The sequence below is a fragment of the Tritonibacter mobilis genome, from assembly GCF_001681715.1.
GTDB lineage: Bacteria > Pseudomonadota > Alphaproteobacteria > Rhodobacterales > Rhodobacteraceae > Epibacterium > Epibacterium mobile.
The window spans coordinates 52,837-76,902 of record NZ_LNWY01000007.1 but is presented as its reverse complement, the minus strand read 5'-3'; the positions used below and the strand labels follow the sequence as shown (position 1 = coordinate 76,902).

Annotated in this window: 23 protein-coding genes; 11 read left to right on the top strand and 12 right to left on the bottom strand. The window is 58.4% G+C overall.

The window, feature by feature from the left end:
• Window positions 1-8 precede the first annotated feature (8 nt).
• Window positions 9-761 (top strand): SDR family NAD(P)-dependent oxidoreductase, encoded by a 753-nt coding sequence (locus UB90_RS09205; protein WP_065325157.1) that lies wholly within the window; start codon window positions 9-11, stop codon window positions 759-761.
• 24 nt (window positions 762-785) lie between these two features.
• Here UB90_RS09205 and UB90_RS09200 read toward each other — a convergent pair whose 3' ends face one another.
• Window positions 786-1,802: an NAD(P)H-binding protein gene (locus tag UB90_RS09200; protein WP_065325158.1), complete on the bottom strand. Its 1,017-nt coding sequence runs from the start codon at window positions 1,800-1,802 to the stop codon at window positions 786-788.
• Between the two features lie 254 nt (window positions 1,803-2,056).
• Here UB90_RS09200 and UB90_RS09195 point away from each other — a divergent pair, with 254 nt between their 5' ends.
• A complete protein-coding gene (locus UB90_RS09195; protein WP_065325159.1) occupies window positions 2,057-3,943 on the top strand; it encodes a MaoC/PaaZ C-terminal domain-containing protein in 1,887 nt (628 codons plus the stop codon).
• A gap of 40 nt (window positions 3,944-3,983) precedes the next feature.
• On the top strand, window positions 3,984-4,550 hold the full coding sequence (locus UB90_RS09190) for a flavoprotein (protein ID WP_065325160.1): 567 nt from the start codon (window positions 3,984-3,986) through the stop codon (window positions 4,548-4,550).
• Window positions 4,551-4,644: 94 nt separating this feature from the next.
• Here the strand turns inward: UB90_RS09190 and UB90_RS09185 are convergent, their stop codons facing one another.
• From UB90_RS09185 to UB90_RS09135, 11 genes are all read right to left on the bottom strand, one after another.
• Window positions 4,645-5,181, bottom strand: coding sequence for a DUF2938 domain-containing protein (locus UB90_RS09185; RefSeq protein ID WP_227512035.1), 537 nt, complete (start codon window positions 5,179-5,181; stop codon window positions 4,645-4,647).
• Between the two features lie 104 nt (window positions 5,182-5,285).
• Complete coding sequence (locus tag UB90_RS09180; protein ID WP_065325161.1) at window positions 5,286-6,581, bottom strand: vanadium-dependent haloperoxidase; 1,296 nt, start codon at window positions 6,579-6,581, stop codon at window positions 5,286-5,288.
• Between the two features lie 125 nt (window positions 6,582-6,706).
• Window positions 6,707-8,149 (bottom strand): SLC13 family permease, encoded by a 1,443-nt coding sequence (locus UB90_RS09175; protein ID WP_065325162.1) that lies wholly within the window; start codon window positions 8,147-8,149, stop codon window positions 6,707-6,709.
• Between the two features lie 231 nt (window positions 8,150-8,380).
• The gene (locus UB90_RS09170; protein ID WP_065325163.1) at window positions 8,381-8,950 is read right to left on the bottom strand and encodes a gamma-glutamylcyclotransferase; all 570 of its coding nucleotides are present in this window, start codon (window positions 8,948-8,950) and stop codon (window positions 8,381-8,383) included.
• Complete coding sequence (locus UB90_RS09165; RefSeq protein WP_005642832.1) at window positions 8,934-9,602, bottom strand: M23 family metallopeptidase; 669 nt, start codon at window positions 9,600-9,602, stop codon at window positions 8,934-8,936. Before UB90_RS09165 ends, UB90_RS09170 begins: the two co-directional genes overlap by 17 nt.
• Window positions 9,592-10,152 (bottom strand): hypothetical protein, encoded by a 561-nt coding sequence (locus UB90_RS09160; protein WP_065325164.1) that lies wholly within the window; start codon window positions 10,150-10,152, stop codon window positions 9,592-9,594. The genes UB90_RS09165 and UB90_RS09160 overlap by 11 nt, the downstream gene beginning before the upstream one ends.
• Window positions 10,153-10,184: 32 nt before the next feature.
• Window positions 10,185-11,375 (bottom strand): acyl-CoA dehydrogenase family protein, encoded by a 1,191-nt coding sequence (locus UB90_RS09155; RefSeq protein WP_065325165.1) that lies wholly within the window; start codon window positions 11,373-11,375, stop codon window positions 10,185-10,187.
• Window positions 11,376-11,403: 28 nt separating this feature from the next.
• Window positions 11,404-11,820, bottom strand: a complete 417-nt coding sequence (locus tag UB90_RS09150) for an acyl-CoA thioesterase (protein WP_005642823.1) — start codon at window positions 11,818-11,820, stop codon at window positions 11,404-11,406.
• Window positions 11,817-12,449 (bottom strand): prephenate dehydratase, encoded by a 633-nt coding sequence (locus tag UB90_RS09145; protein WP_065325166.1) that lies wholly within the window; start codon window positions 12,447-12,449, stop codon window positions 11,817-11,819. Before UB90_RS09145 ends, UB90_RS09150 begins: the two co-directional genes overlap by 4 nt.
• Window positions 12,450-12,755: 306 nt before the next feature.
• The gene (locus UB90_RS09140; RefSeq protein WP_227512036.1) at window positions 12,756-13,523 is read right to left on the bottom strand and encodes a glutathione S-transferase N-terminal domain-containing protein; all 768 of its coding nucleotides are present in this window, start codon (window positions 13,521-13,523) and stop codon (window positions 12,756-12,758) included.
• A gap of 24 nt (window positions 13,524-13,547) precedes the next feature.
• Window positions 13,548-14,468 carry a LysR family transcriptional regulator gene (locus UB90_RS09135; protein ID WP_065325168.1) on the bottom strand — a complete coding sequence of 307 codons (921 nt, stop codon included), beginning with the start codon at window positions 14,466-14,468 and terminating at the stop codon, window positions 13,548-13,550.
• Between the two features lie 892 nt (window positions 14,469-15,360).
• On the opposite strand from UB90_RS09135, the gene repA reads away from it, so the two are divergent.
• The 8 genes from repA (at window position 15,361) to UB90_RS09095 (ending at window position 23,853) form a co-directional block, all read left to right on the top strand.
• Window positions 15,361-16,566, top strand: coding sequence for a plasmid partitioning protein RepA (gene repA / locus UB90_RS09130; protein WP_005642811.1), 1,206 nt, complete (start codon window positions 15,361-15,363; stop codon window positions 16,564-16,566).
• Window positions 16,563-17,573, top strand: a complete 1,011-nt coding sequence (repB, locus tag UB90_RS09125; protein WP_065325169.1) for a plasmid partitioning protein RepB — start codon at window positions 16,563-16,565, stop codon at window positions 17,571-17,573. The genes repA and repB overlap by 4 nt, the downstream gene beginning before the upstream one ends.
• Before the next feature lie 179 nt (window positions 17,574-17,752).
• Window positions 17,753-19,108, top strand: coding sequence for a plasmid replication protein RepC (repC, locus tag UB90_RS09120; protein ID WP_065325170.1), 1,356 nt, complete (start codon window positions 17,753-17,755; stop codon window positions 19,106-19,108).
• Window positions 19,109-19,695: 587 nt separating this feature from the next.
• On the top strand, window positions 19,696-20,583 hold the full coding sequence (locus UB90_RS09115) for an alpha-1,2-fucosyltransferase (protein ID WP_065325171.1): 888 nt from the start codon (window positions 19,696-19,698) through the stop codon (window positions 20,581-20,583).
• 185 nt (window positions 20,584-20,768) lie between these two features.
• Window positions 20,769-21,311, top strand: coding sequence for a GNAT family N-acetyltransferase (locus UB90_RS09110; RefSeq protein ID WP_065325172.1), 543 nt, complete (start codon window positions 20,769-20,771; stop codon window positions 21,309-21,311).
• Window positions 21,312-21,317: 6 nt separating this feature from the next.
• The gene (locus UB90_RS09105) at window positions 21,318-21,749 is read left to right on the top strand and encodes a sugar 3,4-ketoisomerase (protein WP_065325173.1); all 432 of its coding nucleotides are present in this window, start codon (window positions 21,318-21,320) and stop codon (window positions 21,747-21,749) included.
• Window positions 21,746-22,843 (top strand): DegT/DnrJ/EryC1/StrS family aminotransferase, encoded by a 1,098-nt coding sequence (locus tag UB90_RS09100; protein ID WP_065325174.1) that lies wholly within the window; start codon window positions 21,746-21,748, stop codon window positions 22,841-22,843. The genes UB90_RS09105 and UB90_RS09100 overlap by 4 nt, the downstream gene beginning before the upstream one ends.
• 74 nt (window positions 22,844-22,917) lie before the next feature.
• Window positions 22,918-23,853, top strand: a complete 936-nt coding sequence (locus tag UB90_RS09095) for a glycosyltransferase family 2 protein (RefSeq protein WP_074712633.1) — start codon at window positions 22,918-22,920, stop codon at window positions 23,851-23,853.
• Window positions 23,854-24,066: the final 213 nt, after the last annotated feature.

Here is a 24,066-nt window from a genome sequence, read left to right as displayed (position 1 = left end):
AGTTTCTCATGACCAAAGCAAGAACCGCGCTCGTGACAGGCGCCAGCCGCGGCATCGGCGCCGCCATCGCATTGGGCCTTGCGGCACGCGGCTATGATGTCGCGCTCAACGATATTGATCGACAAAAGACAGAACTGGAAGGCGTCGCCGGCCAAATCCGCGCCACAGGCCAGCGCGCGCTTTGCCTTTATGCCGATGTCTCCGACAAGGCGCAGGTCGAGGCCATGGTGGCGCAGGCCCGTGCAGACCTCGGCGAGATCGACGCCGTGGTCAACAATGCGGGCATTTTGATATCAGGCCCGGTTGATGGCCTGCCCGAACAGGTCTGGGATGCGGTGATGGACGTCAACGCCAAGGGCACCTTTATGGTGACGCAAGCGCTGCTGCCTTCGATGAAAGCCCGTGGGTATGGGCGGATCGTCAATATCGCCTCGATTGGCGGCAAACATGGTGCGCCCGAACAGGCGCATTATTCCGCATCCAAAGCCGCCGTCATGGGGTTTTCCCGCGTGTTGGCGCAAGAGGTCGGCCCGCTTGGCATCACAGTGAACTGCGTCTGTCCGGGGATCATCCTCACCGATATGGGCCGGGTCAATCTGGACGATCCCGAAACCCGCAGCGCATGGTCCGCCAAAACCGCAATGGCGCGGATCGGCGATCCCGAGGACGTGGTCGGCCCGGTGGCTTTCTTTGCCTCCGATGATGCCGCCTTTGTGACCGGTCAGACGCTCAATGTTGACGGCGGCATCGTGTTTTCCTGAGCCGTTCACAGCGTCAGCGCGGCCTCATTCCGCGCTGACGCGCTGCGGTGAAGTTTCGCCCGAAGGCGTCGGCACACTTGCAAAAAAGCGGCGCAACATCTCGTCTATCGGTGTGAACGCGACCCCAAGGCTGTCCCGGCGCGAAAAGTCATAAACTGTCGGCAATTTTGGCGCTGCGCCATTTGTCACCGGCAGGGCGCTTTGCGGCACATAATGGGCGATCTCCTGATAGATCCGCGCCCAGGTCCAACTGTCGCTCAGGGTGAAATAGCGCCCCACCACCTGCGCAGTCTCGCAGGCCTGCAAGGCGCAACCCGCCAGATCCTCGGGGCTGGTCAATGACATGGCACCATCCGGCACCTGTTGATGCCAACCCGGAATGCCGCGCACCAAACCAGCAAGAAAACTCAGCACATGGCCCTCCAGATGCCACGGCAACAAAGCGGGGGCCACCATCATGCTCGAAAGCAAAATCGTCAGACGAATGCCCCCCCGATCCGCCGCTTCCTGTGCGGCCTGCTCCATCGCGGTTTTCTGGGCCTGCATGTATTTGCCAGCAGCGCGCTGATCGGCCAGCGAGGACACATCACGCAATTCGTTCAGCACCGGCGGCGGCGGTACGGGCGCAGCGGAAGCGGTACTTGAACACAGAACAGCCGCCGCAACATCCGTGCGCGCCGCAATCTGCAGGATTTCGCGGCAGGCGATCTTGGCCGGCGCGACCACATCGCGCCACGCCCGCCCCGGCTCCAGTTCTGCTATCGCGCGCCCGTCTCGCCCGCTGCGCGGGGTTGGGAAACAGGCCAGAATGACCGCATCCGCGCCGACCAAGGGCGCAGCAAAGCTCTCGGGCCTTTCGGCATGGGCCTCAAACAGCCGGAGCCTGCCCGCGGCACCGGGAAACTCATATAACCGATGTGCCCGGTTTATATCGCGCGCTGTGGCATGCACATTGTGACCTCTGCGCAAGGCTTCACGCACCGCATAGGCCCCGGCCAGCCCCGTAGCACCAGCAATACAAATGGTCTTCTGCTCCGCCATGTTCAAATACCTCTTTCCCGAATAGGTCCAAATTCCAATGCCCCGAGCATAATTTAGGCGCATAAAAAAGAGGCATCGATTTTTCCGAACAACCCTCTCAGCAAGGCTGATTACAGACAACGCCCTGCTACAGCGTGCGCGCCGCGCTGCGCTGACCTCGGAAAAGCTGAAGCACGCCCTCCGATGAATCGATTGGAAATACGAGGCTGGATCACGCTCAATTCTGCCATCTGTGCATTTGAGTGGAGCGTGACATGGCCAATACCGCCGACGTTGAAACCGACCTGACCTCACGGCGCAAGGCCGCCGTTCAACGTGGCGTAGAACTGGCCTATGCCATTCAGTCCGGCGTGCCGGATGGTGCGCCCTTTTGCGCCTCGGCGGGCCCGGATCTGTCAGAACGTGCAGCACACGAAACCCCATACATGAGCCGCCACAGCACGCTCGCACAACAGATTGCCCAATGTCGCGGGGCCAGCGGCCAAAGCCTGCACAGTCTGAGCTTTGCCAAACGCGCGCAACTGCTGCGCCGGATGTACGACGGGCTGACCGCGCTGGCTAACAGCGAGCGGGCACGCCACGATCCCATTCTGGCCGACGCCGGGTTCCTGCAGGGGTTGTTGCGTATGAAACGGCTGGTGACACTGGCCTGCCGCGGCCTCCCTGACCAGAAAATGATCCTACGCGACCCCGCCCGCCCCTGCGCCCACGCGGGGACCGCCGCCCCCTGCCCCGATCGACAGGTGCGGATGCGACTGAAACAACCCGGCAGCGGGCTGGCCGCGCATGTGGTGGCCAATGACGCCTCCTTTCCCAATCTGATGGAACGGCTGAGCCTTGCGATCCTGTCCGGGCGCAGCGTGCTCATGTGCGTCTCGGACATCGCACAGCCTTCCGCCCTCGGCCTGTGCCGGTTGTTGCGCAGTACCGCTGCTCTCCCCGAGAGCCTGCTTCATGTGGTGCCGGTGATCGATGCCGAGACCCTCCTGCCGCATTTTCAACGCGGCGATATCGTCACCCTCTGCGCCAAGCCCGCGCATACCGCGACCTTTCACGCCCACCCAAAGGTGCTGGACGGCAGCCTGCGTCTCGGTGCCTGTCAGGCCAGCCATACCGCCCTGTTGCTGGCCCCCGAATACGACCCCGGTGCGCAGGAGTGGGAGCTGTTTCTCGAGGCGGTCGCCACCGTTCACCGCAACGCCTCTTTTGCAACCTGTGTGCTGGTGCCCGCCTCACTCGAAGAGCGCGCCACCGAACGTCTGCGCTCGGCTTTTGGAAAGATCGGCATCGGCCCGGCCTCCCTGTCCGCCGCCATGGAAAACACCCAAGCCCCCGCGCCGCAGATCTCTCTGGTGCCCTATAGCGACACCCATGGCGTGCTGGAGGTTCTGCGTCAGTTTCCCGGCCAGCGCAGCCTCACGGTCGTGTCGCGCCAGCACGGGTTTCTGGGTGAATTTGTCGCCAGCCTTGCGCCCTGTCTGGACCAAATCACCGTGTTCAATCCCGAAACCGCCAGCCCCGGACCGCAGGCGCCCGCCCCGGCAGAGGAGGACATCCTCTCGCTATTGGAATTCTACCTCGAAGAGAGTGAAATCACCGGCCCAGCCACCCTGCTGACCCAAGTCTCCGGGATCTGGATGGAGGGCGTGCCGGTGCGGGAAGGTGAACACCCGTTCCGCAAACCCCTGTCCCGCCTCCGGGTCGGAGATCATTTGCGCAGCGCCGACCGCATTGTCAGTGCCGAGGACGTCGAAGCGTTCGGCCATCTGACCGGCGATCTCTTCTATGCGCATATGGATGAAACCGCCGCGCGCAGCCATCCGTTCTTTGACGGGCGCGTGGCGCATGGTCAGTTCATCATGGCGCTGGCCAATGGCCTCTTTGTTGATCCTGAACCCGGCCCGGTGCTGGCCAATCTCGGGGCTAAGGACCTGCGGTTTTTTGCACCCGTCTATTTCGACACCGCGCTCTATGTCACCCTCACCTGCTGCTGCATCGGCCCTCTGAGCAAGGCCGGCGCAGCCGAGGTGCAATGGGCCTGTCAGGTCTTGCGCAGCGACGATGATACCCGTGTGGCGCAGTTTGATCTGCTGACCCTTGTTGCCAGCGAATGGCCCCAGCGCACGCAGGCGCGCCCCTGATGGATCTCACCTCTTTTCCATTTATTCGAAAGGATTTCTTATGACCTCAGCCCCCAAACCCCGCATTCTCATCGGCGCGTGCGGCTCGCTCGACCTGACCATGTTGCCGTTCTACCTGCGCGCCATCAAAGACAATATCGACTGCACGCTGAGCCTGATGCTCACGCCCACGGCTGTGAAATTCGTCAACACGGACACGCTGGCGCTGCTGGTCGATCGGCTGATCCATGGCGACCGGCCGGAAAACTGGCGCACCGACAAACCGGGACGGATCGCCGCCGAACACGATCTGCTCGCCGTGCTGCCGACAACCGCAAACACCCTGAGCGCCGTGGCCAATGGATCGTCACAGAACCGACTGACCACGGTGATCCTCGCAGCAGAATTCCCGGTGCTCTTCTTTCCAGTGATGGGGGGGCCAATGTGGGACAAGGCCTCGGTTCAGCGCAACGTCAGCCAAATTCGCGAAGATGGCTATGAGGTCTTTCAACCAGTCTGGCGTGAACACAACGACCCGCATATGCAAAAGATCCATGGCCACCATTCGCTGCCTGATCCCTCAGACGTGGTCGAAATCCTGCAAAGCCGTCTGCCTGTACAACACTGACCCTGCCTCAGACCCCATGAACACCAAAGCCGCCAAACGCCGGAATGCGTATGGCGGCTTTGCTCTTGCGGGCAACACGCAGGGGCCGCGCGGGTTATCCGGTAACATCGCGCAACTCTAGGCGCGCTTGCGGCAGTAGTTTTGCTTGCAGCCAGGCCGCCACATAAAGCCCCACCCCAAAGGACAGATGCGTCATCACGCTTTTGAGTTGGGCAAATGTCGGGTCGGGACGGTTGCTCGCCATAATCCCGGCGCCCATCGCGGGCTGCATGACAAAGAAGGGGAACACAATTGTGCCCAAACCAACAAGCAGAGCAAAAACCAACTGAGGTCGCCGCAGCTGACGCTGTCCACCAATCGCCACATAAAGCGCAGCAAAACTCACGCCCACCGCGTAATGCACGCCCCAGCCAAGTGCGGCTTCGCCTGTCACAGGGGCGGCGGCGCGGATGCTGTCATGCGCAAATACACCCTCTGGCATATGGCCGATCCAGCGGCCCACCATGGCAAAATTGCTTTGCGGGATCGCAAACAGCGCCTCTGCAATGATGGCCCAGATATCCATCACCAGAGTTGCGCCAACTCCGATCAGGAGCACACGAAAAAGGATCTGTGCAGGGGTCATGTTCATGGGGTCACTCTCTGTCACTTGTGAAATCAAAAGCTGTTTCAGCTCCTGACACATTGCAAAAAACGCCCGGCCTTCTCTTGGCCGGGCGCGGTACTCGTTACCAATTACTGCAGCACCATGGTGCTGTCGAAACCGTCACAGGCCTGTTGGGGGGCACTGCCACCGCTGAGCGGTTGCAAGGCCGTCTGCGCTACGTGATGGCCGATCTGATAGCCCAACATATCCCCCACCGCGTTCGACCGGCGATAATGGACCCCGCCGATCAGACGGGACTCAGATTCTTCTTCGGCAAACTGCTGCAGGCTGTCGTAGTCCTTGCTGATATTGGCCGCGCCCTCAAAACGGATCGGAAAGGGCGCGCTGCCAAATACCGAGGTCATCACCTCCAGCGCGGCGCTGCCGCTTGTGCAATGCTGGCAGGGGTACTCGGGATGCATCGGCGCCGGGATGCGCGACTCCCATTCCATACCCGCTTTCAGGTCCGGGTGACTGTAAGTTGTCCCCAACGCCTCCACGGCGGTTTGCGGGCGCCACAACGCATAGCTGTATTTCGCATTGAACCCGGCAATCAGCGCATCGCTCAGGGCGACATTCAACAGCGCCAGCATCCGGGTTTCTTCCAGAAGCGGCAGCGCGCAGGCCCGGCTGCTGTTGCGCGCCAACTGGTTCCACGCACCAGAGCCAGACCCCGCGTGCAGTTTGGCAATCTCGATCTCTTCTGCGGTGGCCGGGCTGTCCTTGCCCCCCCGTGTCACCACTTCCAGCAGCCCTTGTTTATACTGCGCGCTGTCCAGAGACGGCGGCGGCGGCACCCGGAAATGGCTGGCGGAGGTCAGCACAAATGGGGTCATATCTTTGATCTTTGGTGCGACCATCGCCCGATCAGAGGTCGGCTGATACACCCCTGCCTCGGCGGCACCGGGCGTATAGTCGAGTGAAAAGTCCGCACCATCCTGCGCCCGGACAGCCAAAACAGCCGCTGCCGCCGCCGCACCAATCCGACGCCCGGCCTCCAGACTTGCCGCATCCGTGGTCGCGGTAAAGTAAGAGCCCGCAAGCGCCTCCAGATCCTGCTGACGCTCCGGCAGCAACTCCTGCATCACCGAAAGCGCGGCTTGGGTTACCGCGGCCTGCGGCGAGGCGGAGTTGTCGATCTTGCCCGCATAGGCATAAGGCGCATAGACACCCTGCGTCGCGTTCGCAGCGTCGAACATCGCCAGATGCATAATGGTCAAGGAGCGCTGGCGCTGCGCCCCGGTCCATTTGGACTGCGTCATAAGTGCAGAGACACCATCTTGCAGATCCGACGCCAATTCCGCCTGCACAGAGGGGCTCAGGGCGATGGTAGCCAGCGCGGAGCAGGCCATAAGAGTTTTCATTTTCTTGAAGACGCGGGTCATAATCTCACCTCGAAAAGTCACTAATCCCAGCTCAGTGTGAAACGGGTTGCGCAGTCACACAAATCGAAACACCGGAGGGCAGACCCCGGCAAATCCGAAGCCTCGCGATTGCGCAATCAGCCCACTCAGATTTGGCCGAGCAGCGCCCACCAGAGGAAATCCAGCGGAACCAGCAGGCACAAGCTGATCGCAAACAAGGCCAGGCAGAAGCGGATCACCGCGCCCGCCCGCAGGTTGCCCGCTTGGATTGCGACCACCAGAGGCGGCGCTTGAAAGGGCAGGAACACATTTGAAAAAGCCAACACTTGCGTCATTAAAACAGTGGTGACCGTCAGGCCCGACGCCTGCGCCAAATCGCCTGCCATCGGGGTCATCACCGCCGGCACGCCCGGCAGGCTGGTTGCCATGGCCACCAATGTCGACATCCCCGTCAAAACCGAGAGGTTCCAGACCGGCGTCTGTGGCGACAGGTTGATCCAATCCGATGCAGCCGCGACCAAGGCCTCGCCCAGACCGGCATGGCCGATCAATGCCCCCAGCCCCATGATCCCCGCGACAAACAACAGCGCTCCATAGCTGAGGTCTTGATTGATACATTTGGGGCTGGTCAGCTTCAGGCTCGGCCACAGGCACACCAGCGCCGCCGCAAGCCCGATCCACGCAGGCGAAATCCCGTGCCATGCATCCATCAGCCACAGGATCAGACAGAGGGCCAGAATGGCGATCAGCAGCGCCTGCGCCCGGCTTACGGGTTCCGGGGTCTGCGGCGTGACATCGCCTCGCGCTGGCATGTGGTCCGGAAAAAACAGCAACGTCAGGCCAATGATGACCCCGGACTTTACCAGCCCAAGCACTGGAAAATGCAGCAAAAGGTAATCGAAATAGGAAAACTCCAGCCCGTATTGCGCTTCGCTCATCCCCACCAGGATCATATTGGGCGCGTTGGCGGGCAGGATCGTGAAGGCAGGCGCAAAGGTCGCAAAACACGCCGCCACCAATAGCCCCGTGCGCCCGTTGGACTGCGTGCCAAATCCCAGCTGCGCCGCCAGCGCGGAAATCACCGGCAACAGGATCATGATACGACCGATAGAAGACGGCACCAGAAACGCCAGCGCCACACTGCCCGCCACAATCCCCGCAAGCGTCCCCGCATAGGTCTGAAACGGCAACCGGGTCAGCAAGCGGGCCACCTGATTGTCCAGCTCGGTGAATTTGATCGCAGCCCCCAAAACAAGCCCCGCAAACAACAGCCAGAACGTCGATGTCTCAAACCCGGAAAACACCGTCTCCGGCGGGGCGATCTGCGTGATCATCGCAACCAGAAAAAACGCGAGCGCCGTCCAATACTCCGGCATCACAGCACTGGCCCAGAACCCCAGACACACCACGGCGATCGCCGCCACCGGTGCCAGTTCCGGGGTCAAATATCGATCCGCCCCGATCCACGCCAACAGCCCCAGCATGAAAATCACGAGGATCTTCCACGCCTTGGCAGAGAACGCCAGATAGGGCTTTCCAAATGAGAAACCGACCGAAGACAAGCTGGCCTGTTGTGCTTTCTTGCTCATGTCACTTCGAACCTATTGATGATGAAATTCATCAATCCTGTGTCGGTCCCGACGGTCGAAATCCAATCGATTTATCTGAAGTGAGGCCCCGGCAAAGCAAATAGCACGCCATATGCGTTCGTTATTTATTTGAAATAAAACAGAAAAAAGCCCTCCCACGACAGCCTGTCCGGGAGGGCCAGACGCGAATTCACACAAAGGTGTGGCCAAAGCAGTCCTGGGGAGCTCCGCTCAGGTCAATTCGCGCTGGAGGGTTCGCACCTCAGCCGACAACCGGTCGAGCATGGGATCTGCGATCCCCTGCTTGCTCAGATGCTCGGCGGTATTAAAGAGGTAGTCCACATTCGGTCCACGCTCTCCGGCAGCGGTGGCAATCATCTCGGCCTGCTGCGCCGGGGTGAAATCGCCATATTGCGCGTGGTCGCGATTGACCACATAGGTGAACGCCTGCACCACGCGCCCATCCTGCAATTGCAACGGCGCGCGGATTTCGCGGTAGGCCGGATTGAACAGCTCGCGCGCCCGGATCGACGCCATGACCGGCTCTTCTGCGGCCGGAGGGATCGCCAGCGCCAGCCCTTCGCAATAGCTGCCCTCTCCCGCATCGAGCGCCAGCACCAATCCCGGTTCGTCAAAGGTGCCGCGATAGCGCAGTGAACGCAGACAGAACCGTCGATACCACCCGTCCAGTCGCGCAACCACCTGCTCCTGCGGGTCAAAGCCCGGATCCCAGATCAGCGACCCATAGGCAAAGACCCAAGTGCAGTCCGCGCCGCCGCGCGGCTCAGTCGAGCTTTTCATAAGCGGCCACCAGACTGCTGTAGGGCGGCAGGAACAGCGCATGCACCGCATCGCCAATTTGAACCGGTTGGCGGATGTCATAATGCAGGTGGATCGGAATTTCACTCAGCCAGCCATTGCTGACGGTGCCGATGCGGTCGCCCTGTTTGACACGATCAAGCGGGTTCAGCGTGACGCTGTCCATATCGAGATGGATATAGCGATGCAGCGCGCCGTCGGGGGATTGCACCGTCACCGCAAAGCGCCCGATATGCGAGACCACCCCATCCGTGGCCGCCACTGTCCAATGCACCCCTTTTTCACAGGTTGCAGGTCTTAGATCCTGCCCCATATGTCCCCCTGCCCCGCACACCGCGAGATCCATCCGGCGGTATTCGCAAAAATTGTCCCGCCATGGATAGCTGTAGTTGGACGGATCACAGGAATCTCCCTCCGGTCCATTGCGTCCACCGATAAGCGCCGCAGATGAATTGGCGTAGGCAGGACCACTCTCCATCGGAAAGCGCATGTCCGGGAAAAAGACCATCGGGTCTGTCACCCCGACACCGCTCTCGGGCAAAAGATCACCCGGCGCTAGAAAACGCGGATCGGCCTGCGCCTGACTTGCGGCAACGCCGATCAACAGCATCGCGGTCAAAGACTTACATCGCATTGGCTTGTCCTTTCACAACAAAGAGGTGCTCAGCCAGCCCGCTGAGGTATTCAGGCTGCGTGCAGCGGGTGTCGGTGGTGGGTTCATCGCAGGTGATGCGCAAAGTGTAATAGGCCCCAAATTGCGCAAGGCTGTAGTCTGCCCCGGTGCCGATATTTTCCCAGGCTGCGGGCTCATGATGCAATGTCAGCGCATCTTTGGCCTGAACCACGGATTTTGATCCCGAAATGGAAATCTGAATGTCGCCTTGGGCGTAATAGGCTGCATAAGCGCTGCCCTGACTGACAAACCCCGGCGCCGAGAGGTTGGCCGCCTCTCCAAACAACATCACCGGCAGTGCGGTCGGCTCAGCGCTGGCGGGCAGCGCCAGAAAGGCAGATGTCACCGCTTCTTCTTGCGCGGCAGTCTGCGTGGCTGCGGCCTCAGCCGACGTCCAGTCGATACTGGCTTCGGTTATGGTCGCCTGCTCCGCCGCCGCCAGCATCATTGGGGCTGCGCTGACGATTGCAACGACCGCGGCGCGCTGCAAACTCTTCAAATCTCTCAACATGATTTACTCCAATTCAAAAACGAAACACAGCTTCAGGCTGTTTCCAAATCGCGCGCCGGTTCCACTGCCGCTTTGGCCGCAGGCCGGGCTTTGCGCATCATCTGGTTCATGATGTTGCGCCGGTGCATTTCCTCGGTGCCACCGACACTGCAAAAGGCCAAAGCGTCGCGCAGGAACGTCGAGACCTCGCCCTCGTGGTAGCCCCGGCTGCCATAAAGCTTGAGCAGATCAACCGCCCCGTCCGTGATCGCGCTGGCCCCGGCGAGTTTGGCAATCGAGCAGCTCATGACCGCCTCGGGGGCACCGCTCAACAATTGGTGCAACGCGCCATAGGAAACCCATTTTGCGCTATCCGCAGCGATGCGCATGTCGGTCAGCTTCTTTTGCACATACTGATGGTCGACAATTGGCTGGCCAAAGGTTTGGCGCGTCTTGGCATAGCTCAGCGCCTCGGCCAGCATCGGTTCACACAGGGTTGCAGCCACCAGCCCGTAGTACAGCCGCCCAAGCGACACAAACCGCACCAGATTGCGCAGACCTTCACCCGGCACACCCAGAATATGCCCGTAGTGCAGCGGCACATCCTCAAACGTCAGCTGCCCAGTGGGCAGGTCAAGATTGCCGAGTTTGCGATCCTGCGGCCCAATGGTGACGCCTTTGCTGTTTTGATCCACCAGCACCAGAGAAATCCCGTCACGGGCATGGCCTTCGAGTTTGCAGACCACCAGTGTGAAACTGGCCACCGGCGCATGGGCGATATTGTATTTGCGACCATTGAGCACAAATGTCTCGTTAGCGCGGGGGCTGAGAAAGGTCGAACTGGCCCGCACATCTGTTCCCGTGTCCGGGTCCGCAATCGCGGTGGCGCTCAACTCTCCGCGCAGGATACGCCGAAAATAATCCGACTTCTGCGCGGTGGTGCCAAACAGGTCCAGCGCATATGCCATCCCGGCCTGCGCAATCACCGACAACAACAGCCCCGGCGTGCGGATGGTCGAGGCCAGCCCCTCCAGCGCCGCCGTCACATCCCACCAATCCACGCCAGTGCCGCCAAAGTCCGTGGGCACCATCATCTGCCACAGCCCCGCACCGCCCAGCTGATCCCATGTCTGCTGATCAAAGGCGCGCCGTCCCAGCCGCAACTCATCGCGGTCGGTGCGGCTCCCCAGCGACGCAAACTCCGCCCGGATCGACAATTGCCTTGAGGTCCAACTCAAATCCATTCCCACTCTCCCTTGTTCTGATCAGGTGTCAGCCGGCCTCTTGAAAATTCGCAACGCGGGTGCGGAACTCTTCGGGGATCGGGTAGGTCGATTGCTTTTCGTAATCAAACATCACATGCACCGACTGCAGCTTTGCCACCACGCGCCCATTGGCACTGCCGAGGCGGATTTCATGCTCCATCTCGAAACTCTTGCCACCGAACTTGGACACCGTGCTCAGCACCACCACCGTATCGCCGTAATAGGCCTGGCTGATGTACTCGCAGGAGGTTTTCACCATGATATGCGGCAGCTTCTCGGATTTCGGCAGCTCCAGCAGCGCGTGCATGTACTCCAGATAGGCCGACTGCATATAGTCATAGTAAATCGGGCTGCTGATATGGCCCATGGAATCCGTGTCGCGGTAGCGAACTTCGATGCTGGTCTCAAAGGCGCGCTGTGTCATTGTGGGATACTCCTTGTATGATCTGATGCTTCAAAATCGATGTCGCGGCAGCGCGCGTGTTTCAGCGGGCCGTGAATGGTGAACCCCATCGGGACTTGACCAAAGGTCTGCACCACCTTCAGCCCGTGTTGCTCTGCGGCAGCCAGCGTGGTGATGCAGCCATCACCGCGCCCCGCCATCACTTCAGCGGCGGCATGGGCGTTGCTTGCCGCATAGATCCGCTGCATCTGCGCAGGCAGCAATTTCTCCGGTGCAGGATGGGTTTGACACAATGTCGGCATCCGGCCGCTCACCGAAGCCAGAACCATGTCATCCGTCTTCATGATAAAAACATCGAGCAGGCCAAGCTGCGCGATATGCTCGTAAATGATCGAATGCAGCTGCGGATAGGCAACAACGCTCAGCAGCACAGAACAGCCGCACGCCGCAACCTGTTCAGCCGCGCGCTCCATCGACTCATGCAGCGCCAACTCCGCTTTCTTGCATTTCAACGCCGCCCATTTCAGCGCTGCTTTTTCACAATTCGTACCAGCAGGCCCCAGCGTATGAACCTTGCGCACCCAATCATAGCTATCCGTGATATTTTCGCTGTGTTGGTCTTTTGGACCATCCATTAGTGCGACGTTCATTCAACAGTCCTCCAATGGCATCGTGAATTGACTGAAATACACTTTCAGACACGCAACCAATTAACTCGTTCATTTCATATTATTCGAAATTTCAATTCAGCTTGAAACGCATCGTGGCCTTGATTCACATATGAGCGAATGATGCTCGATGTCGCAATTCGGAAAACGTGAGGTCTGCTATCGGCTTTGGTGACAGGCCTTGGAACATTCAGATATTCCACAAAAAAGCGCGCCCAAATGGGGGCGCGCTTCGGGGCGTTGGGGCCTGACGCCAGCAGCGGTCAGCGCCCAGAATTTAGGCGGTGCTTAGTGTGGGGCCGGATTGCGGGCGGCCCCCTCAAACAGGTCCTGACACCGTGCAAACCAGGCCCGCACCGAATCACCCTCCTCCAGGACATCCCGCACCCCAACGACCCAGCACCACTGCAGAGCACTGAACGCCACATAGTCCGGCAGCAATGGCGTATCGCCATATATCCAAGGGTGATCGTTCAGAATTGCACGCAGGGGCGCCAGTCGCTCACGCAGGATTTTGCGCTGCTCTGGGGCCCCTTCTGCCATGGCTTCGATCGACATGCCGAATCGCTCTTCACGTTTAGCGCGAAAATACGCCTGATCTGATTCGTGCATGATGTTGTGCATGTTCATCACCGCGATGACCGCAAGCGGCGGGTGCAATTGCGTCAAACAATAGCTCTCCAAAAACCGCGCCATCCGCCGGGATCCTTCGCCATCAAACAGGCTTGGCGCATCGGGATAGGCCGTTTCCAGATATTCGCAGATTTCGAAACTATCGCCCAACACCCGATCCCCATCACGCAGCACTGGTACACTTTTAAAGGCCCCATTCTCAATTTCCCGAATGGTGGAAAAATCAACAGGTATAATTTTAAAATTAAGCTGCTTGTGATGCAATGCCATTATCACTTTCCAAACATGCGGAGAGTAATGAATGCCGTCTTTTCCACACAGACTATAAATCGTAACCATAGTGCCTCCGGAGATTGTGCAATTTGATGCATTACCGCTTGAATAAAAGCAGTGACAGGTAAATTTAGGATTCTGTTTATTCACGCCGCAGAACTCGTCTGCCGAAGATCACGCAAGTTGCAACATCGAGGGTGTCGCGCCCGAGGCGTCCGATTTCAAAAGATCCAGAACCAATTCATCAACTGCACGAATTGATGGGTCATCGCTGCGCGCCTCCAGATAGCCACACATAATCCGCGCGGTTTTGCGCACCCGGTGCAGCAGGTCGATGTCCTTGGGCGGCGGGAGGGTGTCGTCTGCATTCACATGCACCAGACCAATCCCTGCCCCGCTGGCAACCAACGTGCGGGTTACGGCCTCATCATCCACTTTGATGATCCGTTTCGGGCAGATATCGTGTTGTTCCATCAGCGCGTTGGCCCAGCGGCCACAGCAGCCGTCATGCGACGATACAATCCAGATCTGATCTGCCAGCTGCTGCCAGTCAAGCGGGTCAGACGTGCGGATGATCCCCGGCGGAGCCGCCAGATAAATGCCAAAACTCGCCACTTCAACGAGGGTCAAATCAGAGGTGTCGCTCTCGGTTTCTGTGAAAAACCCCATATCTAATGAGTTGTCCCGCAGCCCCTCGATCACCTGAGCAGAGCCGAGGTGTTTCAATTCAATCTCCAATTCAGGAAACCGCTCGGACACCAGATGAAGGAATGCGCTGACAAATCCGTTTCCCGAATGCCGCCCCGCGCCCAGCATAAACACCCCGGATACGCTGCCCTTAAGCCGCGACGCCTCCTGCATAAACTGCTTATGTCGGTCAACTAATGAAATCGCCTCGTCGAGCAAACGCTCGCCCTCTTGCGTGACGATCATGCCCCGCGACGTGCGCTCAAATAAGGCGATACCAAGCGTTGTTTCCAACCCTTTGATTTGCGCGCTCACCGACGGCTGACTGCGGCACAAAATGTCAGAGGCACGGGTGATGCTGCCATATTTAGCGACGGTGACGAAGACCCTTAGTTGTTGAATGTCCAAATCTACTCTCGCTCCTTTACAGAGAACTCGCAAAATACATAACGACGTTTTGGGAAAGGTCAGGATCTCTGGCTGTCGTGAGCGCGCAGCATATGATCTGCAAACGCGCCGGAAAACGGCTGGCAAAGCACCTTGGTATATACACCCTCAAACAACCTAGGGGTTGATCACTGAAAACGATTCTCCCATAGGTTATGCAGTATGCAGATTTAATCAACCCGTTTATTTATGAATTATTTCTGTCATTTAGCTGCCTTGTGCATAGTCTGGCACCGCCATTTGGGCAATCTCGTCACATCCCCAGAAATAGGCGAAGTCAAAGAACATCTTAGTTGAGATCAGGTCGGCACTTTGCGCGGATGCACAAGGGAGGGAGCAGCCCTAATATCAGGTAGCGGCCTCTGGTCTGCCGTTTCGCGACCCGCTGATCACAAGATAAACCAAATCAAAAAGGACACCAAAGCCATTCGTGCTCAACGTGCATTTTCAGCGCAAAGCTGCCCTATATTTGCGCTATGCGCCCGCCATCGGCTGGCTCCACCTTGAAACTGCCGCCAATACGGACACGTCAGCAAACCACTCATGCCGACCGCGCGGCCCGTTGACCTCATCCTCGCACCAAAGAGCCCGGACTGAGGCTCCGCGCGGCGCTACGAGTCCCCCTATCCCTTGTCGTGCCCCTGTTGCGTGACCCATATAGGTGGGGGTGATGTGGATAAATCGGCCAGAAAACCCTTGCACGAATCCCGCTCAACGGTAAATAGTCACGGAAAGATAACGACAAACGTCGATTTCCGTGAACACGGCGGCAGGCTGCAGAAAATGATCCGTATTAGGCTCTAATCCTGCACGCTCTTGCATCCGTCACACAGGATACGAGGGCAGAACGGCGATGGCAACGAACCAGTCTCCGGCAGCAGAGGCGCTGCATGAGGATCTCAACCAGCTTATTCGGGAGCATTCCGAATGGCTGGCCACCCAATTGCACAACCAGCGCGAAAGCCTGTTTCCCCCCGACGCCGCCAAGATGATGCGCAAGTTCACCTCTGGCGAGGCGGCGACCCTTCTGGGCGTCAATGACAGCTATCTGCGCAAGCTGCATCTGGATGGCAAAGGCCCCTCGCCCGAGCTGACACCGGGCAATCGGCGGCTTTATTCGGTGCAGGACATGCTGGATCTGCGCCATCTGCTTGAGAAAACCGCCCGCAAGCCCGGTGACTACCTGCCCGGACGTCGCGAGGGCGACCACATGCAGATCATCGGCGTGATGAACTTCAAAGGCGGCTCCGGCAAAACCACAACCTCCGCGCATCTGGCCCAACGGCTCGCCCTGCGTGGCTACCGGGTGCTGGCCATCGACCTCGACCCGCAAGCCTCGATGACCGCGCTACATGGTGTGCAGCCCGAGGTCGACCTGCAGGATGGCGGCACGCTTTATGATGCCATTCGCTATGATGACCCGGCCCCGATCGCCTCGGTGATCCGCAAGACCTATATCCCCAACCTCGACCTCATCCCCGGCAATCTGGAGCTGATGGAGTTCGAGCACGAAACCCCCCGCGCGCTGGCGCAGGGTCAGGCGGGGCTGTTCTTCTTCCGGGTCAAACAGGCGCTCGAACAGGTGGACGGCGACTATGATGTGGTGGTGATCGACTGCCCGCCGCAGCTTGGCTTTCTCACCATGTCCGCGCTTTCGGCTGCAACCGGCGTGCTTGTCACCATCCACCCGGAGATGCTCGACGTGATGTCGATGTCGCAATTCCTGCGCATGACCGCCGATCTGATGGATGTGATCGCCGAAAGCGGCGCCGACATGTCGCATGACTGGATGCGCTATGTGCTCACCCGTTATGAGCCCTCGGACGCGCCGCAAAACCGCATCGTGGCCTTCCTGCGCACCATGTATGGCGACAAGGTGCTCAATGCGCCGATGCTGAAATCCACCGCGATTTCCGATGCGGGCCTCACCAAACAGACCCTCTACGAGGTGGAGCGCTCCGCCTTCACCCGGTCCACCTATGACCGCGCCATCGAGAGCGTCAATGCGGTCAATGATGAGATTTCCGAACTGATCCAGCAGACCTGGGGACGCAAATGACCACCGGCAAGAAAAAACGCATGTCCATGCTCGACAGTCTCGCAGCAGCGGGAGGACCCTCCGCCACCGCCGGGGGGTCGATGATGTCGACCAATCGCGCCCTGCGCGCGGCGCGTGATGCGGTGGATTCCCATCATGTCTGGGAGCTTGATCCAGATGCGATCACCAACCTGCGGATCGAGGACCGCCTCGCCCCCGGTGACGTGGCCGATCTGATTGAATCCATTGAAACTTCTGGTCAGACCGTGCCGATCCTCGTGCGCCGTGATCCAAGTGATGCAGACCGCTATCTGCTGGTCTATGGCCGCCGCCGGCTGGAGGCGATCCGCCATTCAAACAAGGTCAGCAAGGTCCGCGCCCTTGTCGCCAGCATGGATGACGACAGCGCCGTGCGCGCCCAGATTACCGAGAATATGGCGCGCCGCGATCTGACATTCATCGAACGCGCGATCTTTGCGCGGGAGCTGATCGAATCCGGTTTCGGCAACCAGTCGCAGGTGGCCGAGGTGCTGACCGTGACCAAATCCTCCGTGTCGATGGCGATGGCCATTCTGGATGCGGTGGGCGTTGATCTGGCCCGCGCCATTGGTCCCGCCCCCAACATCGGCCGCCCCCGCTGGGATGATCTCGGCCGCGCATTGACGGAAACCGATGTGGACCCCGCGCAGCTGATTGCCGTCGCAGAACGGGTCCACACCGATGCCAGCATCGCCGTGATCGACGGGCGCGGCAACGACCCGCAAGAAACCTCCACCGCCGCCTTTGAGGCGGTGATGAAAGCCCTGCCCGCCTCCCCTACCCCGGCACGCACCGCCGCCAAGCCTGCGCGCAAAAAACCGCGCGCCTTGACGTTGGATGGGGAAAAAACCGGCAGCATTCGCCGCACCGCAAAGGGCGTGCAGATTGATCTGGCGGAGGGCGCATTTGCCGATTGGGTCGAGGCCGAGGCCCAGGACCTGATCGCAGACCTTCATGCCCGTTGGTTGCAACGGTCTGAAGACCAATAACAAAATAAGAGCAGAGTAAGGAAAGGAGGCACGAGCAGACAAAAGAAAAGGTCCCGCAAAGACATCGCTCCACGAGACCCTGACTTGTGTTTAGCAACTTCAAGCTAGTGTCAGGAGCCTAAAACTGCAAGTCAAATATGATTCGCAGAACGGGATTTCTTTGTCTTCGTGAATGAAACATGGGGTATCATCCTGTAACGCCTTTTGGGCGCACCGTTGATGCTGTTCTGATCCAACGTCAGAACCAGCTTCAGGCGGCAAGCGAGCGCATGCCTGCCGCATCATCTCAGCTGGAAGCTGCAAAACCGGTCAGCAAATGGAATGTCCTGCGCGATCTTGCGGTGGCGCGACATCATTTTGGCCTGAGCGACCGCGATCTCTCCGTGCTGCAAGCGCTGCTGAGTTTCTGGTCCGGCACCGAACTGCCCGCAGACCGCGCGCTTGTCATTCATCCGTCGAACCAGACCATCTGCGACCGGCTCAATGGCATGGCCAATTCCACCATGCGCCGCTATCTCGCCCGGCTGGTTGACGCAGGTTTGCTGTTGCGGCGCGACAGCCCCAACGGCAAGCGCTACGCCCGGCGCTACGGCGGCGAAAAGGTGGCCTATGGGTTTGACCTCTCGCCGCTGCGCCAACGCGCTCGCGAGATTGAAATGGCGGCAGAGGATGTGCGCGCCGAGGAATTTCGCCTGAAACGCCTGCGCGAGACCGTCAGCCTGATGCGCCGCGATCTGGCCGGGCTGGCGGAGTTTGGCCTCTCCCTGCGTCCGGACCTGCCGCTCTGGGATCGTCTTGGTGATCTGGCGGCTCTGTCCGCGCGTGCCCTGCGGCGCAAGCTGACCCTCGCGGACCTTGCGCAGATGGAGACCCAATTGCGCGTCGCTCTGGATGAGGCGCGCGACATTCTCGACCCGATGGAGCCTGTGGACAACCGCACTGATGCGCTCATTGAAACACCACAACTGAGCACCAAAGCCGCCGAAATTGAGCAGCACCATCAGAATTCACAGAAAGACTCTTTTGAATCTGAAAGCGAGGTGGGGACGGACAACCTCGCAGAGGTCAGCGCTTTGCCACAGATCGTGCAAGCTGAGAAAAAGCCACAAACCCGCACCGACACCCCCTGCCCTGCCAAGATCACTGCCGGTGGTTACCAAACGACAACGTCACCGAACGCCCCGGAAAGCAGCTCTACATCTGCACATGATAAGCTGCCAAACATGCCGCTATCTGTCACCCTTGCTGCCTGCACCAGCATCCAAAGCTATATCGATCATCCCATTCGTCACTGGCATGATCTAGTCAAAGCTGCGCATCACATCCGCCCGATGATGGGCATTTCCACCTCCGCCTGGGAGGAAGCTCTGAGTGTGATGGGTCCGGCAGAGGCCGCAGTGGTCCTTGCGTCAATGCTTGAACGCTTTGAAGAGATCAAAAATCCCGGTGGTTACTTGCGCCATCTCAGCGCGAAATCCACCGATGGCACGTTTTCCTGCGGCCCGATGGTCATGGCGCTGCTGCGCAAACACTGAGAAAGGAATGGAATGTTGGATTTCACCTTTGAGGAAAGTTCACAGCTGTGAACTTTTGGTGGGGATCACAAGGGCGGTTTGCTTAGCAAAGTTCACAGCTGTGAACTCTCACCAAGATCCACAATTATTGGACATACCGCGCACAAGAAGAGTAGGGCGCTTTGGTGGGAATTTTCGGGATAAAAGCGCCGCGATGAGGTCCGTTCGTGAAAGATCGCATCGCAGAACACTGAGAAAATGTAACGTGAAACGTCATCGAGGTCATCCTCATTCTCGCAAAACCCACCAAAGATGTTGCGGTTTTGTCAGCCCTTAGAACCTAAGAAAAAGAAAGGACATCATGCCGGATCTCGATGAAACCGCGGACAAGACGCTCCCGAGACTGCAAGATAGCTCACGGCGCCTGATGTAGAATTATCCTCCGACTCGCAACTGTCCCCTTTTACTATCCTGTGCTCATAAGATACGTATGCCCCATGTCATTTCGTCGCCTTCGTAAATCCTTGCGTTCGTTGATCGCTCAACGAAAGAGCCACTCCCTCCGGAAACGGGGGGAAGAGATCCTGCGTAAGACAGGAGAGGAGCCGATGGTCATCGTCATGGTTGATGGCGGCCTCTGCTCTGCGATCACGAAATACGTATTGGGTGAGTGTTTTCGAAAGCACTTCGGGATGGTCGTGAAGTACGATCTGACGTGGTTTGAGACAAACGGCAAAGACTGCGACAACAAAGGAAGCCGCCTGTTCACCTTGGCCACTTTGTTCCCGCACCTCGAGATGGAGGCCGCCACCCCGGAAGAGATCGCATTTTACAGGCAGTATTTCTATTACAACAACCCAACACCTTATGGGTATGACGCGCGCCTGTTTGATCATCCCAGACCGCTCTATTTCGATGGGTATGCCGAGAACTGGAAGTATGTTTCGGAAGTCGAAGACAAGGTCCTTTCTGAGCTTCGCTTTAAGGATCTGGACCTGAACACGGCCAACAAGGATGTGCTTGCAGACATTCATGAGGCGCCGGTCTCGATTGCGGTTCATGTGCGTCGCGGCGATTATGTCCGCCTTGGCATGGCGATGCTTGGCGAAGATTATTACACAACGGCCATCAAAAAAATCGTCACAGCGTCAGAAAAGAACGAAGCAAAGGTCTTCTTTTTCTCTGATGAAATCGATTGGGTCCGCACCCATCTGGCACCGGAACTGCCGCCGAACATTGAGTGGCGCTGCGTGGACGTGAACGATACTGAGGCCGGGCATTTGGACCTGTTTCTGATTTCACAATGCGACCATCAGGTGAGCTCTAATTCCAGCTTTGGTTACTGGGGTGGGTTGCTGAACGAGAACAGTGATAAAACGGTTATTGTGCCGATGCGCTGGCTCCCTGATCAGAAACGTGGGCCAGAACTTGCCGGATGTGATACGGCACATGATTACCCAGGTTTTGAAAAGCTGGAGAACTTCCCTGCAGGCTGAAATCGGAGTGCACCGACTTCGGTCTCACCGCTGTGTCACGACATCAAACACGATATTCTGCCCAGCAAGGCACATCTACCGTTTGGAGTCCTGTTCCACCATCGGGTTATCTCTGGTGAAACCTATCAGAAACACCCATAATCGCGTCCGTTACTGTGGTACTATTTCAAAGCTCTGAGGGCATTATGACTACATCGCCTGTCGCTCATGTGGCTGGGCCCCGATTGCGGCTAAGGCTCATCACCCCGGAGGATGCGCCCTATGTTCATGCCCTGCGCGTCAATCCGCTCTACAACCGGCATCTCTCTGCGGTAACTGGGACGGCAGAGGATCAGCGCCAGTGGATTGAACGCTACAAAGTCCAAGAGGCCCGGTGTCAGCAACTCTATTACGTGATCGAACGTCACGACGGCACGCGCTGCGGCGTGGTCCGTCTTTATGATATTGAGGACACGCAATTCACTTGGGGCAGCTGGATTCTCGATGCGAACAAACCACCCAAAGCGGCACTGGAAAGCGCGGTCTTGTCTTTTGGTATCGGCTTCGATCATCTGGGTCTGCTGGTGGCCAAGGTCGATGTCCGGGTGGAAAACACTCATGCAGAGGCCTTCTATCGTCGTCTTGGCATGATCGAGACCCATAGGACGGCGCAAGACATCTTCTTTGACTATCCACGCGAGTTGTTCGAAGAGACACGCTCCACCTACCTCCAACTACTCAAAGGGTGACCCTCTATGACACGAAATTCCACGCCCCAAGGCAGCGCTCGGATCATTGATCTTCCGCAAATCAGCGATCCGCGCGGCGACCTGACCTTCGTGGAAGGGGGCAACCATGTGCCGTTCGATATTGCCAGAGTGTATTATCTTTATAACGTGCCGGTTGATTCAGAACGGGGCGGGCATGCGCATCGTGATCTGGAACAGGTCATCTTTGCTCTGTCGGGCAGTTTCCGTATCTCGCTTGATGATGGGACCAACAAAACCGAGTTCTGGCTGCGCGACCCGCGCAAGGGGCTGTATGTCAACCGGATGATCTGGCGGGAAATGGATGCCTTCAGCCAGGGGGCCGTTTGCATGGTGCTTGCGTCGCACCCCTATGATGAGTCCGACTACTACAGAGACTATAACGAGTTCCAAGCGGCGCTGCGTGGAGAAGCAAAATGATCCCATTTCTTGATCTGGGCGCGGCCTATCGCGAGTTGAAACCGCAAATTGATGCCGCTGTGGCGCGCGTCCTTGAGAGTGGCTGGTATATTCTTGGCCCGGAGGTTGAGGCGTTCGAGGCGGAATGGGCTGCCTATTGCGATACCAAATGTGCCGTGGGACTCGCCAACGGTCTTGATGCGCTGACGCTTGCGTTGCGCGCGCTGGAGATTGGGCCGGGTGACGAAGTGATCGTGCCCTCAAACACCTATATCGCCACCTGGCTTGCTGTATCCAGCGTGGGCGCAACACCGGTTCCGGTCGAGCCGGACGCGGCCACCCATAATATCGACCCAAGCCTCATCGAGGCTGCCATCACCCCGCGCACCCGCGCGCTGTTGCCGGTTCACCTCTACGGTCAACCCGCCGACCTTGATCCCATCCTCGACATCGCACAGCGGCATGGCCTGCGGGTAATCGAAGACGCCGCGCAAGCGCATGGCGCAGCCTACAAAGGGCGTCGACTGGGCGGGCACGGTGATATCGTTTGCTGGAGTTTCTATCCGGGCAAGAACCTCGGTGCCTTGGGCGATGGTGGGGCGATCACCACCAATGATAGCGATCTGGCAGCGCGGGTTTCGATGCTGCGCAACTATGGCTCGCGCGAGAAATACGTCAACGAAGTTCCGGGCGTGAACTCGCGCCTTGATCCGGTGCAAGCTGCCGTTTTGAGGGTGAAGCTGAAGGTTCTGGACGACTGGACCGAACGGCGGCGCGCGATCGCGGCCATCTATCTGGAGGGATTGAAGGACAGCGGTTTGATCCTGCCTCATGTGCCAGAGTGGGTTGCGCCGGTTTGGCATCTGTTTGTTGTGCGCAGCACGGCGCGCGAGGAGCTGCAGGCGCAGCTGGTACAGGCCGAGATCGGTACGTTGATCCATTATCCAATTCCACCGCATATGCAGGATGCCTATGCGGATTTGGGCTTTGATGCCGAGGCGTTCCCGATTGCGCGCCGTCTTGCGCAAGAGGTGCTGAGCTTGCCAATGGGGCCGCAACTGGATACATCCGTCGTGAAAAATCAGATCGTACCGGAAATCCTGCGAAACGACTGACCACGGCATCGCCGCGCCGCCTGTCGCATTACCTGAATGCCACTCACTTGCCACGACCGAAAAGGGAAACCTGAGTGTCTCAACTGTGTTCTGTTCTATGCGTATCGTATAACCACGCGAAGTTCGCGGCCGCAGGGTTGCAATCCATCTATGAACAAACCTATCGGGACATTGAAATCATTGTTCTGGATGATGGCTCGCCCGACAATTCCGTCGAGGTGATTGAAGCGGCGCTCGCCCAAAGCCCGTTTCCGACAACGTTCATCAAGCAGGAAAACTCTGGTAATGTGCCGGCCAATTTCAATAAAGCACTTGCCGCGGCCTCTGGTGAATTTGTTACGATGGTGGCGTTGGACGACATATTGATGCCGGACTGCATCGCAAATGCGATTGACGTTCTGTCACAGGATCACAGCATCGTCTTTGCCGCAAACACTGGCCATTTCAGCATCGACGAAAACGGCAAGCGAATTTCGGAGGAGCTTCATCTTCCGCGTCCCGAAAACCACCCGAAAACCGCTCAGGATCTGATCGAACTGGAATTTAATTCCCTTGGGTCTTTCTACATTCAGGGGCAGGTGTTCCGGCGCGACGCCCTTTTGGCGGTTGGCGGCTTCGATGATACGATGACCGGCGACGATATTATTTTGCGCACACGGCTGTTTCAGCATATGGCCCGGCATCCCGAATTAAAGTTCGCTTTGGGCAACAACGTCGTGCTTTTGTACCGCAAGCACGGAGACAACCTTCACCGAAATACACTGCGGCAGGTAAAGACCATTGTGCAGTGGAAGGAAAAGTATTTCCCGGATCGTGCTTATCCGGACCTGTTTTACAAATGGATTGAAGGTCTGGTGAAGCAGAGCATCCAGCAGGACCGGCCCGATGATGTTCGGCTGGCATCTGATCTGAGTCCGCAGGTCGCGCAGTTTATTGAAGACCACAAGAAAACATGGAAATACCGTCGCCGTGTCACGAAGCGCAAGATCAAGAAACTGTTCGGGGCCTAGGCGCAGACCTCGTGGTGGGGCAGGGCGAGCCTGCAGAGGCAGCAAGTACAGACACTAAATCAAGGGGATACGAGGTGTGGGAGCTGCGGCGCAGAGGGCGCATTCTTTCTGTCATCGAAGACTCCGGTGCCGGGTGAAGTGAACGCCCTCTCGATCTGCATTTGACGATCCGTCCAGTATTAACACTTTCAACCCATGTTCGAACCGCACCAA